Source organism: Streptomyces sp. NPDC111656, from assembly GCF_055656965.1.
The window spans coordinates 590,900-604,674 of record NZ_JBVKCA010000003.1; the positions used below are offsets into that span (position 1 = coordinate 590,900).

10 protein-coding genes and 1 tRNA gene are annotated in these 13,775 nt (G+C 72.7%); 4 read left to right on the plus strand and 7 right to left on the minus strand.

The window, feature by feature from the left end:
• Window positions 1–38: 38 nt before the first annotated feature.
• Complete coding sequence (locus ACZ7M3_RS12905) at window positions 39–1,127, minus strand: WD40/YVTN/BNR-like repeat-containing protein (RefSeq protein WP_472062936.1); 1,089 nt, start codon at window positions 1,125–1,127, stop codon at window positions 39–41.
• A gap of 258 nt (window positions 1,128–1,385) precedes the next feature.
• Between ACZ7M3_RS12905 and ssgD the strand changes: the two genes are divergently transcribed.
• A complete protein-coding gene (gene ssgD / locus ACZ7M3_RS12910; protein WP_067361393.1) occupies window positions 1,386–1,802 on the plus strand; it encodes a spore wall synthesis regulator SsgD in 417 nt (138 codons plus the stop codon).
• Between the two features lie 15 nt (window positions 1,803–1,817).
• Here ssgD and ACZ7M3_RS12915 read toward each other — a convergent pair whose 3' ends face one another.
• Together ACZ7M3_RS12915 and ACZ7M3_RS12920 are read right to left on the minus strand one after the other, a co-directional pair.
• Entirely contained in the window at window positions 1,818–2,684 is an 867-nt protein-coding gene (locus ACZ7M3_RS12915; protein WP_472062938.1) for an isocitrate lyase/PEP mutase family protein, read from the minus strand.
• Window positions 2,685–2,819: 135 nt separating this feature from the next.
• Complete coding sequence (locus tag ACZ7M3_RS12920) at window positions 2,820–3,500, minus strand: GOLPH3/VPS74 family protein (RefSeq protein WP_472062940.1); 681 nt, start codon at window positions 3,498–3,500, stop codon at window positions 2,820–2,822.
• A 389-nt stretch (window positions 3,501–3,889) separates the two neighbouring features.
• On the opposite strand from ACZ7M3_RS12920, the gene ACZ7M3_RS12925 reads away from it, so the two are divergent.
• The 3 genes from ACZ7M3_RS12925 (at window position 3,890) to ACZ7M3_RS12935 (ending at window position 7,638) form a co-directional block, all read left to right on the plus strand.
• Window positions 3,890–5,524 (plus strand): ABC-F family ATP-binding cassette domain-containing protein, encoded by a 1,635-nt coding sequence (locus ACZ7M3_RS12925; protein ID WP_472062942.1) that lies wholly within the window; start codon window positions 3,890–3,892, stop codon window positions 5,522–5,524.
• A gap of 158 nt (window positions 5,525–5,682) precedes the next feature.
• Window positions 5,683–6,459 carry a dimethylargininase gene (ddaH, locus tag ACZ7M3_RS12930; protein WP_470047770.1) on the plus strand — a complete coding sequence of 259 codons (777 nt, stop codon included), beginning with the start codon at window positions 5,683–5,685 and terminating at the stop codon, window positions 6,457–6,459.
• Window positions 6,460–6,660: 201 nt separating this feature from the next.
• Entirely contained in the window at window positions 6,661–7,638 is a 978-nt protein-coding gene (locus ACZ7M3_RS12935; RefSeq protein ID WP_472062944.1) for an acyl-ACP desaturase, read from the plus strand.
• 22 nt (window positions 7,639–7,660) lie between these two features.
• Here the strand turns inward: ACZ7M3_RS12935 and ACZ7M3_RS12940 are convergent, their stop codons facing one another.
• From ACZ7M3_RS12940 to ACZ7M3_RS12955, 4 genes are all read right to left on the minus strand, one after another.
• Window positions 7,661–11,029, minus strand: coding sequence for a hypothetical protein (locus ACZ7M3_RS12940; RefSeq protein ID WP_472062946.1), 3,369 nt, complete (start codon window positions 11,027–11,029; stop codon window positions 7,661–7,663).
• 98 nt (window positions 11,030–11,127) lie between these two features.
• Window positions 11,128–11,204 (minus strand) — tRNA-Trp (locus ACZ7M3_RS12945).
• Complete coding sequence (locus ACZ7M3_RS12950) at window positions 11,193–12,416, minus strand: leucine-rich repeat domain-containing protein (protein ID WP_472062948.1); 1,224 nt, start codon at window positions 12,414–12,416, stop codon at window positions 11,193–11,195. The genes ACZ7M3_RS12945 and ACZ7M3_RS12950 overlap by 12 nt, the downstream gene beginning before the upstream one ends.
• Entirely contained in the window at window positions 12,410–13,747 is a 1,338-nt protein-coding gene (locus ACZ7M3_RS12955; protein ID WP_472062950.1) for an SDR family NAD(P)-dependent oxidoreductase, read from the minus strand. The genes ACZ7M3_RS12950 and ACZ7M3_RS12955 overlap by 7 nt, the downstream gene beginning before the upstream one ends.
• Window positions 13,748–13,775 lie beyond the last annotated feature (28 nt).

Sequence of the window (13,775 nt, forward strand, 5' to 3'; positions counted from 1 at the left end):
GACACGGGTACCCCGCTCGCCCCGGGGCACGCGGCGAGTCAGCGCTCCAGACGTGCCACCCGGCCCTTCTCCCCGGACGCCCAGCAGCCCAGGTCGGGGGTGCAGTCCACGGTGTCGTACGAGCCGGTGTCCAGGGTGCGCCAGGTGCGGCCGCCGTCGGTCGTGAGGTCGGTGCCGGTCGGGCCGACCGCGAGCGCGGAGGTACGGCTGTGCGGGAGCCAGGCGACACCGGAGCGGTAGGCGGGCGGCGGCTGGGCGGCGGGGGTCCAGGTGCGCCCGCCGTCGGGGGTGACGGCGGCCACCTGGGGCGATGCCTGGTCGGCGCGGTAGTCGCCGCCGACCGCGAGGCCGTGGGCGCGGTCCCGGAAGGCGAGGGCGAAGACGCCACGCGCCGGGTCGCCCGCCGGGATCGGCGTCTCGGCCGCCTTCCAGGTCAGTCCCCGGTCGGTGGAATGCAGCACACGCGCGTGTGCGCCCCCGCCGGTGGCCAGCCAGGCATCGTGCGATCCCGCGCTCACGAGGCACTGTCCACTGGCGGCGAAGCCCGCCTCGCCGTCCTGCGCGGCGGGCATGCCGTCGCTGGGCAGCACCTTCCAGGACCGTCCGCCGTCGCTGGTGGACAGGATGCGGAACCTGCCGTCCACGGGGTCGCTCATCGCGAGGCCGTGGCGCCGGTCGAAGAAGGTCAGACAGTCGTAGAAGGCCTTCGCGTCGGTGTTGCGGAAGGACTCGGTCCAGGTCGCGCCGCCGTCGTCGGTCCTGAAGACCCGGGAGGCCTCGCCCTCACCGATGGCGAGGACCACCGCGCGCCGCGCGTCGAACGCCTCGATGTCGCGGAACTCCAGGTCGGCGGCGCCGGGCGGCGAGACGTTCCGCCAGCTCGCGCCGCCGTCGGTGGTGCGCAGGACGGTGCCTTTGGCGCCGGCCACCCAGGCGGTGTCCCGGCTGACGGCCGACAGTCCGCGGAATCGTACGTCGCTGCCGCTGTCCTTGAGCGCCCAGTGGGCCGCCTTCCCCGCCTCGTGTGCCTGCGCCGGCGTCGCCGTCAGCGCGGCGGCGAACGCCGCCGCGCACAGTCCCACGGTGACCGCCCGACTCGTACGTCTCGACTTCCCCAAGCCCCTCATGGCGGGCGAAGCTAGCCCACTCCCCCGGCGCCGTCCAGATGGCCTCGGCGGGAACCCGGGGGCCCCGGTTGGTGTCCTCTCCGATATCGCGGGCATGTCGGAACGAGAAATGGATCACTACGTGTCACCGAGGTGAATGAAGTCGGTGACAGAGGTCACTTGGGTTTCAGGTGCACTGAATGGCTCATTCCGTCGTCTCATACATTGCCTGGCCTCATCCGCCCGGAGTTCGTCCAGCCGTCACAAGGGAGCAAGGCGTTGTCCACCGTCATCGAGCAGCCCGTAGAGGCCCGCCTCGTCGCCGCCGCCCCGCGGATGCCGAGCATTCCCGCAACGCTCCACTACGACCGGAGCGACCCCTTCGCCGTCCGTATGACCTTCCCCGCCCCGGCCACGCTGGAGGGCGTGGAGGTCTGCTGGACGTTCGCGCGCGAGCTGCTCGCGTCCGGCATGGAGGACTCCGTGGGGTACGGCGACGTACGGGTGCGGCCGTACGGCTACGACCGCACCGTGCTGGAGTTCCACGCCCCCGAGGGCACCGCCGTGGTGCATGTGCGCTCGGGCGAGGTGCGGAAGTTCCTCCAGCTCACGACCGAACTGGTGCCCGTCGGACTCGAGCATCTCCAGGTCGACCTGGACCACGACCTGGAGGAGCTGATGCGGGGCACCTGCTGAGCGACGACCCCGGCGTCAGCGAGCGCCGCCCAGCAGGGTGTTGAGCTCGGCGTAGTCGAGTCCACCGGTCAGCGAGTCGTAGGTCCCCGCGCTCAGCAGCTCCCGCGCGGCACGGCGGACCACGGCGTGCGCGGCCTGCGCGATGCTCGACCCCGTGCTGATCCGGGCGACCCCGAGCGCGGCCAGTTCGGCGACGGACGGTGCGCCGGGACCGACCAGCACATTGAGTGGGCCCTCGACACCCGCCACGAGCGACTTCACCGTCCCCGGGTCGACGGCCCCGGGAACGAAGATCCCGTCGGCTCCGGCGGCGAGGAAGGCGGCGGCCCTTTCCAGGGTCTCCTCGACCCCTCCCGCGCCCCTCAGAACGGTGTCGATGCGCGCGTTGATGAACAGCGGGACACCCGCCGCATCGGCTGCGGCACGGGCCGCGGCGATACGCTCCGCCTGCTCGGCGACCGGACGCAGCGGGCCACGGCCGCCGTCGCCGACCCCCTCGCCGTCACCTTCGCCCTCGTACAGCGCGTCCTCGATGTTCACGCCCACGGCGCCGGCGGCGAGGGCCGCGCGGATCGTGTCCCCGACGCCCGCGGCGTCCTTCGCGTAGCCGCTCTCGATGTCCGCGCTCACCGGGACCTTGACCCCGGCGGCGACGCGAGCGACCGCGCCGAGGGCCCGTTCCCTGTCCAGCCGGTCCCCGTCGGCCGTTCCCAGGTCCCAGGCGAGCCCCGCGCTGGTCGTCGCCACGGCGGCGGCCCCCGCCTCCTCGACCAGGCGCGCACTCGCCGTGTCCCAGGCGTTCGGGAGGACGAGTGGGCGGCCGGGGATGTGCAGGGCGCTGAAGGCGAGGGCCGTTTCGTGGGTGGGGTTCTGGTTCGTCATGGGGACGATCCCATCACCGGGGGCGGCGCGGGGGCTGGCAGAAATGCGACATGTGCGTGGGAGGCCGGGAAGCATGGTCGGGGGCGGGACGCCGGGGGTTGCTCGCGCAGTTCTCCGCGCTTCATCCCGGGCGCCTCAGCCCCCCGTTGCCGCGCCCGAGGCCGATGCCGCCGTGGCCGCCACGACGATCGCGGCGCGCACCTCCTGGATGACCTTCTTCAGCGCCGGTGCCGCCGCTCCGCTGCGGTCGGTCAGCTCCTCGATGCGCTGCTTGTACAGCTTGCGGTCCTTGCCGGACGCCAGCGTGCGCAGTTCGGCCGCGGCGGCGAGGGCGACGAGGGCCGCGTCGCGGTCGGAGACCTCCTCGACGGGCACGGGCCCCTGCAGCACGGTCCGTGCCTCCTCCCGCAGCGCCTCCACCGCGGCCACCCGCTCCAGCTCGTACTCCACGGACGGGAAGAGCCCGAGCACCCGCTTCTTCTCGGCCCGCAGGTAGCCCTCGGCGGCGAGTTGCGCGCGGACCGCGTCCAGGGTGACGCGCGCCCGCAGGGTCACCCACGCCTTCCACTTCCGGGGCCGGGACTCCTCCACCAGTTCCAGGAGCCCGTCGAGGACCAGGTCCCCCGTATGGGCGTCGACGTCGACCGGTGTGGCGATGCCGTCCACGTCGGCGAGCAGTCCGCGCTGGGCGAGCTCCGTGAGAGCGCCGGCGCGCACCAGATGGTGGAGGTGGGTCGCCCCCGTGACCTTGAGCCTCGTGGTGTCCCAGGCCAGCAGATAGAGCCGGGCGGGCAGCGACAGCGAGCCGTTGGGCACGGCATCTCCTTCGGGGTCGAGGTCGGGGCCACGTTAGGGCCTGTCCGGCGGATCATGCCGCAGACGCGGCGTCGATGAGGCACCGCCTGATTCCTGCGACCTGATCCGCCGGACAGGCCGTTAATGCGTTGACAGCGTTCAGGGCCGTTCCTACGGTGTACAGCGGTCCTGTTGTCGTCGATTGGAGAAGGACGTTGCTCGTCTGAGGTCTGAGACACCGCGTCACGCAGTGGGCTTTCGTCGCTCCCGTGTGCGCAGCGTGCGACCTCGGCGTATGAGCCGTCCTCCGGTGTACGGGGCCTTCTTTCCGCCCTCCTGACTGGATCGTCGTCACCTCGCGGTGTCCCGAACGCGTGCCCCTGACCGCACCCAGTAATCGCGAGGCCCTCATGTCTTCTTTCCCCACCTCCCTCAGCTGCACCTCCCTCTCCTTCGCCTGGCCGGACGGAACCACCGTCTTCGACGACCAACAGATCGCCTTCGGCCCCGGCAGGACCGGGCTCGTCGGCGTCAACGGATCAGGGAAATCAACCCTGTTGAAGCTGATCGCGGGCGAACTGACCCCGGCCGACGGCACGATCCGCGTCACCGGCGAGGTCGGCTATCTGCCGCAGAACGTCACGCTCGACACCGCCCTTCGGGTCGACGAGGCGCTCGGCATCGCCGCCACGCGTGCCGCGCTGCACGCCATCGAGGCGGGCGACGCGGCCGATGAGCACTTCGACGTCGTCGGCGACGACTGGGACGTCGAGGAGCGGGCGCTCGCCATGCTCGGCGAACTCGGACTCGGACACGTCGAGCTGGACCGCACCATCGGCGAGGTCTCGGGCGGCGAGTCGGTACTGCTGCGCCTCGCCGCGCTGCTGCTGCGCCGACCGGACATCCTGCTGCTGGACGAGCCCACCAACAACCTCGACCTGTACGCGCGCCGACGGCTGTACGCGGCCGTCGAGGCCTGGTCCGGGGTCATGGTCGTGGTCAGCCACGACCGCGAACTGTTGGACCTGGTCGACCAGATCGCCGATCTGCGCTCGGGCGAGGTCACCTGGTACGGGGGCAACTTCTCCGCCTACGAGGAGGTCCTCGCCGACGAGCAGGAGGCGGCGGAGCGCATGGTGCGCGTCGCCGAGGCCGATCTGAAGAAGCAGAAGCGCGAACTGGTCGACGCACAGGTCAAGCTCGCCCGTCGCAAGCGCTACGGGCAGAAGATGTTCGAGCAGAAGCGCGAGCCGAAGATCGTCATGGGTGCGCGCAAACGGGCCGCCCAGGAGTCGGCGGGCAAGCACCGCATCATGCACGAGGAGAAGCTCGCCGAGGCGAAGGACCGGCTCGACGACGCGGTGGAGGCCGTACGGGACGACGACGAGATCCGTGTCGACCTGCCGTACACGGCCGTACCGCCGGGCCGCACCGTGCTCACGCTGGAGAACCTGGAGCTGAAATACGGCGCGCGCGTGGAGGGTGTGTTCGATCTGCGCGGGCCCGAGCGGATCGCGCTGATCGGGCGCAACGGCGCGGGCAAGACGACGCTGCTGCGGACGATCGCCGGGGAGCTGGAGGCCGTGTCCGGCCACGCGCTGGCCCATGTGCCGCATCGGTTCCTGCCCCAGCGGCTCGATGTGCTCGACGGGGAGCTGACCGTGGCCGAGAACGTGGCCCGTTTCGCGCCCGCCGCCACCAACAACCGGGTCCGGGCGCGGCTCGCCCGCTTCCTGTTCAAGGGGGCGAAGGCCGACCAGCGGGCGGCGACGCTCTCCGGCGGCGAACGCTTCCGGGCGACGCTCGCGGCGCTGATGCTCGCAGAGCCCGCGCCGCAGCTCCTGATGCTCGACGAACCGACCAACAACCTCGACCTGGCGAGCGTCCGCCAGCTCACCACGGCGCTCGAGTCCTACGAGGGCGCGCTGATCGTCGCCAGCCACGACCTGCCGTTCCTGGAGTCGATCGGAATCACACGCCGGCTGCTGCTGGAAGGAGGAGAACTGAAAGAAACCACGGCGGAAGCTGTCGGGTATCCGACATAGCGCCGGGCCCGGAGGCTGACTAACGTCACTTTCGGGCACCGCCCCGTGTCACGTTCGGACGCGGGTCCGGTCGGGGGGTGCCGAGTCGGGGGCTGTTGTGCGCGCGAACGGCGCTGCATGATGTGCGCCGATGCACCCTGCCGATTCGGAGACCGCACGTGCCCAGCCAGAAAGCCCTCATCCGCAGGCCCAGTCCCCGTCTCGCCGAGGGACTGGTGACGCACATCGAGCGCGAGAAGGTGGACGTCGACCTGGCCGTCGAACAGTGGGAGGCGTACGCCGAGGCGCTGCGCACGCACGGCTGGGAGACCGTCGAGGTCGATCCGGCCGACGACTGCCCCGACTCGGTGTTCGTCGAGGACGCCGTGGTCGTCTTCCGCAATGTCGCGCTGATCTCCCGCCCCGGCGCCGAGTCCCGTCGCGCCGAGACCGCCGGGGTCGAGGAGGCCGTGGCCCGGCTGGGCTGCTCGGTGAACTGGATCTGGGAGCCGGGCACCCTGGACGGCGGCGACGTCCTGAAGGTCGGCGACACGGTGTACGTGGGCCGCGGCGGGCGCACCAACGCGGCCGGGGTCCAGCAGCTGCGGGCGGCCCTCGAACCGCTCGGGGCGCGGGTCGTGGCCGTACCCGTGAACAAGGTGCTGCATCTGAAGTCGGCGGTCACCGCGCTGCCAGACGGGACGGTGATCGGCCATGAGCCTCTGGTGGACACACCCTCGCTGTTCCCGCGCTTCCTGCCGGTGCCGGAGGAGTCCGGGGCGCATGTCGTGCTGCTCGGCGGCGGGAAGCTGTTGATGGCGGCCAGCGCCCCGAAGACGGCGGAGCTGCTCGCGGGCCTCGGTCACGAACCGGTTCTCGTGGACATCAGCGAGTTCGAGAAGCTCGAGGGGTGTGTGACATGCCTCTCGGTACGGCTTCGGGAGCTGTACGTCTGAGCACGCCCGATCCCTGCTGGGACCCCCACTGATCAGGCACTCTTTACAGCGAACTTAACCTACGGTTTCGTAACCTACGGTTACGTAGCCTACGATGCCGTAGGTTTTGTCTCCCGCTCGGTGACCCGCCGAGCAACACACCCGGCAACACCCGCAGTAACGCGAACTCGCTCAGTATTTTCACGTCCCCCTGGAGCACCCGTGACGATCACTTCTCCCCACCTTGGCAGCCCGTCCGCCGCCTGGACCGACGCTCGGCTGCTCTACGCGTTGGAAGAAGTGGTCGAGACCGAGCTCAACCGCCACCTCAAGGTGGCCAAGGACTGGATGCCGCACGAGTACGTGCCGTTCAGCGACGCCCGGAACTTCCCCGGCTTCTTCGAGGACGGCGAGGCCTGGAACAAGGGGCAGTCCAAGGTCACGGAGATCGGCCGGATCGCGCTGGTCGTCAACCTGCTCACCGAGGACAACCTGCCGAGCTACCACCACGAGATCGCCGCGCTCTTCGGCCGTGACGGCGCCTGGGGCACCTGGGTGCACCGCTGGACCGCCGAGGAGGGCCGCCACGGCATCGTGATGCGCGACTACCTGCTCGCCTCGCGCGCCGTCGACCCCGACAAGCTCGAGGCGTCCCGTATGGCACACATGAACGAGGGCTTCGAGTCGGACAACCGCCACTCGATGCTGCACACGGTCGCGTACGTCGCCTTCCAGGAGCTCGCGACCCGCGTCTCGCACCGCAACACCGGTCACCAGTCGGGCGACCCGGTCTGCGACCGCATGCTGGCGCGCATCGCGACCGACGAGAACCTGCACATGGTCTTCTACCGGAACCTGCTCAAGGCCGCGTTCGAGCTGGCCCCCGACCTGACCATGCAGTCCGTGCGCGACGTCATCGTCAACTTCCGGATGCCCGGGCACGGCATGCCCGGCTTCGAGCGCGCCGCCGCGCAGATGGCCATCGGCGAGGTCTACAACATGCGCATCCACCACGACGACGTGCTGCAGCCGGTGCTGCGCCACCTGAAGGTCCTGGAGATGGACGGCCTCGGCCCCGAGGGCCTGCAGGCCCAGGAGGAGCTCGGCTTCTTCATGGGCGGCCTGGACGCGGAGGCCTCGAAGTTCGACGAGAAGCTCGCGGCCCGCAAGGCGCGGATGGCCGCGCGCGCCGCCGGCTGACCCCTCTCCGGTCGAAGCCGCCTCACTCGTACGCCGTCACCTGGTCGAGCGCCGCGTCCCGCACGTCGGCCACCGGGTGACGGCGCAGCGCTCTCAGCTGCTCCCGCCAGGGCGCGGCCCAGCCCGTGCGGGCGCCGATCGCCCCGGTGACGGCCGCCGCGAGCAGCCCCTCGCCGTGCCCGCCGTGCGCGCCCAGCCGCCGCACCACCTCCAGCAGGACGTCGGGATCCCCCTCGTGTGCCCGCCGTCGCAGTCGCTCCCCGAGCTCCTGGGCCGTCCGTGCGGCCAGCGCCGGGCGTCCCTCGGTGAGCGCGGCCAGGCGCTCCAGGTCCCCCGGTTCCCCGTCCAGGTCCAGGTGGAACGCCGTGATCGCGGCCGCCTGCGGTACGAAGGCGTCGTACCCGGCGAGCAGCTCGCCGGCGGCGAGGGCCGCCGGCCGGATGGGTCGCGGGGCCGTTCTGGCCCGCTGGGCGAGGCGCACCACGAGGTGGTCGACGCGCCGCCTGGCCGGTCGGTCGCGACGCTCGCCGGCATCGGCGCGGCCGATCCCCTCCGTCACGGCGGCCGTCTCCGCCTCCGCCAACGTCCGCAGCGCCTGCTGAAGGCCCCGGCCGCCGCGTGGTGAGCCCGCCGCCGCGGTCACCAGACCATTGGCCGCCGCCTGCCAGCTGATGCGTCCCGTCAGATCGGTGACGGCGTCGGCGAGGACCGTCGGCGACTCGGGGGACCAGGGCGCCCAGCGGGCCAGGGCGTCGAAGGCGAGGGTGGCGGTCTCGGGGTCTTCGGTGGACGACACCTCGCGAACCAGCCCGGCGTACCGCTCGCGTTGGGGCTCGGGCAGGTCCAGCGGGGTGACGCGCAGGATCGCGGTGCGCAGTACCGGCTCGGCGCCCGCGGCGTCGCGCAGCATGCCCCAGACCGGTTCCTCGGCGAGCAGACCGCCCGCGAAGGCCACGATGGCGGCGCGGACGTCGACATGAGTGCCCGGCGCCGCGTACGCCTCGGTCAGCAGCGCCGCAGCCCGTGGCATCGGGAGCCGTACAGCGGCGAGCCGGGCGGCCTCCTTGCGGCTGGTCACCTTGGCGCGCGGCGCGAAGAGCACCGCGCGCAGTTGCGCGGCCAAAAGCGAGGGTGCCGCGTACCGGGAGGCCTGCGTGGCCGCGTAGACCGCGACCCGGGCCCGCTCGCCATCCGCGTGCGCCAGCAGCTCGGGCAGCGCGTCGGCGGGCCGGTCCGTCCGGGCGAGTGCGGCGAGCGCCGCCTCGGCGAGCAGCACGTCCGGGGACCCGGTCCAGTGGCGAACGAGATCGGTGCCGCTGCCCGGGACGAGTGCGGCCTGCGCGACGGCTGCGGCACGCTCGAAGAGCGGCAGCGCGGCGTCCTCGGCCTGGTCCGCCAGCTGTCGTGCCACCGCGCGCTGTTGGCGTGGCACCCAGCGCCGTACGTCACGGTCCACCGGTACGGTCCAGGGGGTGCCCTTGGTCAGGAAGCGGCCGTAGGGAGGAGTCTCGGCGAGCAGCGGGTCGAGCAGGTCGGTGCGGCGCCGGGTGACGATCCGCAGGACGGGCCCCTGCGCGCCCGCGGACGGTTCGAACGCGAGGACGCGGGCCACCCGTTCGTCGCGGGTCGCGGGGGGCTCGAGCCACAGTTCGATCGCACGGCGCATGGTCGCGTCGTTGCCGTACCGAATGGCCTGCCAGAGGAGTTCCTGCAGTTCGGGCATGCCGGCGGCGCGCCGCCCGACCGCGCGGGCGAGCGTGAAGGCGAGGCTGTAGTCGGCCTTTTCGGCGCCCGCCTCGATCCAGGGGCGCAGGGCGTCGTACACCTGGTGCTCCTGGCCGCGCCGCAGGGCCGTGTCGAGACGGCCGAGGTCGGCGCGACCGGTGTTGCCGGATATCCGGACCAGGGTGCGCAGGGCCCAGTTCACCAACTCCCGACGCCCGCCCGCCGCGTGCTCGCGCAGTACGGACAGGGCGAGGTCGCTGAGATTCTGCCGGGTGGCGGGCGAGGAGTCGCGGGCCTCGACGGCGTCCGCGGTGATGCGGTCGAGGTGCGGCTCGGCGTCCTCGGTGAACAGCGCGGGCCGCACCCCGGACAGTGCGCCGAGCGCGGCCGAGCGCACCGGGTCGTGTTCGTTGCGCAGCCGGGTCATCTCCTCCAGGACGGAGGTGACGGCCGCGTGGTCGCCGGAGCGGGCGGCGTTGCGGATGAGCAACGGCCAGGCCTCGGCTCGGTCTTCGGCGGCCGGTCGGCGGGTGGCCTCGACGAGCCGTTCGCGTGCTTCCGCGACGGGCAGGAAGGACTCGGCGAGCAGCAGGGAGTTCCAGAGGGCGCCGTGCTCGCGTGCGACGGCCGCCATGCGTCGGGCCTCTTCGGCGGCACCACTGCGTGGCAGCACCTCGAGGATGAACGCGTCGATGGTGACGTGTCCGGCTCCTCGGCCTTCCAGCGCGGCCCGGTAGAAGGCGAGGCGTCGCGCCGGCGGCAGCGCCTTGACGAGCGGCGCGAGATCACCCCAGTCGGCCAGGACCCTGCTGAATGCCAGGAGTTCGGGCGCGTCGGAACGGGCCAGCCTGCGCAGCACGGTGGGCCTCAGGGACCTATAGCGGCGCGCGGCGAATCCGGTGGGGCTGAGCAGCAGGCGCAGCAGCAGGCTCGGGTCGGCCGCCGCGAACCGCGGGAAGTGGTCGTGCAGCGGGAGGGGCAGGGTGGCGGGCCCGAAGCGTTCGAGAAGGTCGAGCACGCGCAGGGGCTGCGTCGCGACCGTGGCGGCCACGCCCCGGGCGTACCGGCCCCACCAGGTGTCCCGCAGGGCCTCGGGGAGCGCCGCCAGCTCACCTTCGGCGACGTCGAGAAGGGTGCCGGGATGCCGCTTGGCGAGGAGCTTCCAGCCGGTGACGGCGTGGAAGAGCTCGGGCAGCAGCCGAGCGACCGTCTCCGGCGCGCAGCCCGGCAGCAGACGGGCCGCCTCGGCGTCGCCCCAGTCCCGCCGCAGCCCCGGCAGCAGCCGGTCGGCCAGTGCCGTGCGCCGTCCCGCGACGATCGCGCGCAACAGCTCCCGGCGGACCGCCTCCGGGGCGTCGTCGAGCGCCGACTCATAGGCGGAGTCGGGCACTTGGAGGCTGTCCGCGACCTGGAGGGCGTGTCCGCGCACGTAGGCGTCCGGGTCGGCGATGCGGTCCGCGATCCACTCGTCGTCGCGGCCGACGGCGGCCGCGACGACGGCGATCCCCCGTTCGTACGGTCCGCGGGATTCGAGCTCCTCCAGCACCGGCCGCAGCGGAACCAGCTCCCCCACCCGCAGGGCGAGTTCGCGCATGCGCTGGGGGAAGGGCAGCGGGTCGAGGGCGTTGAGCAGACTTTCGGCGTGCCGCTGCGGGGTGCGATCCATGCGGGGATTGTGCCCTGCTGAAGCGCGCGCGGCGTACTGGTTTCCCGGTGCGCTCCGGCGAGCCGGGGCCATCGTCGGAAACCCCTGAGGGGAAGGGGGGCGGGGCGGCTGGATTCGAACCAGCGTGTTCCGGTTTTGGAGACCAGGTGCGCCTGCCTCTGCGCTACGGCCCCGCCCTTGAGTCCGAGCGTAGCGGCACCGTGCGGTGGACGCTGCGTACGGCGGCGACGTCGGCCGGGACCGACGGCATCGGGATGTGTGCGCTGAGCGCGTCCAGGCGCCGCTTCACACTGGTCGCGATGGACTGCCCCAGCACGAACCGGGTCGCGGTCGCGGCGCGCGGGGCGGTGTCGAGGAGGCGGTGGGCCTCGCGGCTGCGCATGCCGGTGTGGGCGAGGACGAGGTGGGTGAGGCGGTGTTCGGCGCTCGCGAGGGTGTGCGCGATGTCGGTGGCCGCCGTGAGGTCGACGCGGTTGTCGGCGGCGCCGAGCACCGCGGCCGCCCGCACCCGCCCGAGGTCGAGCAGGGTGACCCCCGCCGCGGTCGCCGCCGCCACCAGCCGGGCAGCGGCGCTCGAGCCGATGCCGTTGCTGGCGACGGAGAGCCGGGCGAGCCGTCCGTGCGGTGCCCGCGCCAGCGCGTCGGCGAGACGCAGCGCGCCCGCGTCGCCCAACCCCGCTGCGGATACGTAGAGTTCGTCGACCGCGCCCTCGGCGATGAGCGCGGACAGCGGCACCGCGCCCGCCGCGCCGAGCGGATTGCCGCCCACGAACAGCCGCTCGACGCGGCGGCCGTTCTCCGTCGCGGCGAGGAGGGCGTCGGCGAGGACGACGGCGCCCGTCGCGTCGAGCCTGGTCTGCACGAGGTCCAGTGTGCGCAACGACCGTGCGGACTCGACGAGTTCGGCCGCGGCCCGCCCTCCCTCGCTGCCCAGCGGGTTGCGTTTGAGCCAGACGCCCGTGACGACCCGCGGCGAGGCGCGCAGGTTGTCGGCGATGCGGCAGGCGCCGCCGGCGGTGATCCCGTTGCAGCCGAGATACAGCGTCTCGACCTCGGCACGCGCGGCGACCGCGGCGGCACCCTCGTCGCCGAGCCCGTCGGTGCCGAGCAGCAGATGCCGTACGGGAGAGGGCCTGTCCGAGACGCCCGCCATCTCGGAGAGAGCCTCGGCGACCAGCGCCGCGCCCCGCGCTCCGAGCCCCTGCTTGCACAGGTCGAGGCGCCCGTCGGGCAGCGCCGTACCGGCCGTGAAGTCCAGTCGCTCGCCGGCCGGACGGCCGTCGCGCAACCAGTCGAGCAGCGGGGCGAGTTCGGCCAAGGGGCGGGGTGCGACCGGCGGTACGCCCGCGAACCGCGGGTCCGGCTTCCGCTCCGGCTCGGTCACCATTCCGCCGCCCGGTAGTCCTTGAGGAACACCCCGGACACGGGTGCGCCCGCCTCGCCCCGCACGATCGGGTCGTACACCCGGGCCGCTCCGTCCACGATGTCGAGGGGGGTGCGGAACCCCGCGCCCGCCATCCGCTCCTTCTTGGGAGCGGGGTTCTCGTCGGTGATCCAGCCGGTGTCGACGGCGCACATGTGCACGCCCTGTTCGGCGAGTTCGGCGGCGCTGGTGCGCGTGAGCATGTTGAGCGCGGCCTTGGCCATGTTGGTGTGCGGGTGGCCGGCCATCTTGTTGCGTACGGCGAAGCGGCCCTCGACGGCGGTCACGTTGACGACATATCGCCGCGGGTGGGGCGAGGCGAGCAGCAGGGGCAGCAGCCGGTCGCAGAGCAGCGCCGGGGCGAGCGCGTTGACCAACTGGGTCTCCAGGACCTCGGCCGGGTCGAGTGCGCCCAGCCGGGCCGACCAGGAGTTCTCCGGGGAGGGGTCGGGCAGCAGCCCTGCCTCGTCGGCCTCCCGCAGCGCCGCGGGGAGCGCCGAGGGACCACCACCGGCCAGCACCCGCATCGGTGTGAACCCCGGTGCCTCCCGGGCCCCTTCGGGCAGTACGGCGCGCTCCCCGGCGGCCAGCAGCGCGTACGAGTCGGCGGGCCGCCGTACCGTCTGCGCGGCGTTGTTGACCAGGATGTCGAGGGGCTCGCCCTCCTGCCTCAACTGCTCGCAGATCCCCAGCACCTGGCGCGGATCACGGAGATCCACCGCCAGCACCGTCAGCCGGTCCAGCCACTTCGCGCTGCCCGGTTCGGCGCGGAAGCGTCGCCTGGTGTCGTGCGGAAAGCGGCTGGTGACCAGGAGTTCGGCGCCGTCGCGGAGCATCATCAGGGCCAGCTGGAAGCCGATCTTGACCCGGCCTCCGGTGAGCAGCGCGCGACGGCCGCTCAGGTCGGTGGTGAGCGCACGCCGGGTGGTGTTGTCGGCGGCGCATGCCGGGCACAGCCGGTGGTAGAAGGCGTCGACCTGTCGATAGGGCGTCTTGCAGACATAGCAGGAGCGGGGCTTCACGAAGAGGCCGCCGTCTCCGCGACGGGCGAGCGGTGCGTCCTCCCGCCGGTCGAGCGCGCCCGTCGCGGTCGCGGCCATCACGGCCGCGTCGGCGGCGGAGAGTTCGGCGCCGCGCACCTTGCGCCTGCGCACCCGACCGTCTCTCGCGAAGGACGCGGCGACCTGTTCGGCGCGCAGCCTCACCGGGTCGTCGACGGGCAGCGCCCGCAGCTTGCCGACCGTACGGTGGAACGCCGCCAGTTCGTCCTGTGTGATCGCGCCGCCGTCACCCATGTGTCCCCGCCCCGCGTGTGCGCCGCCG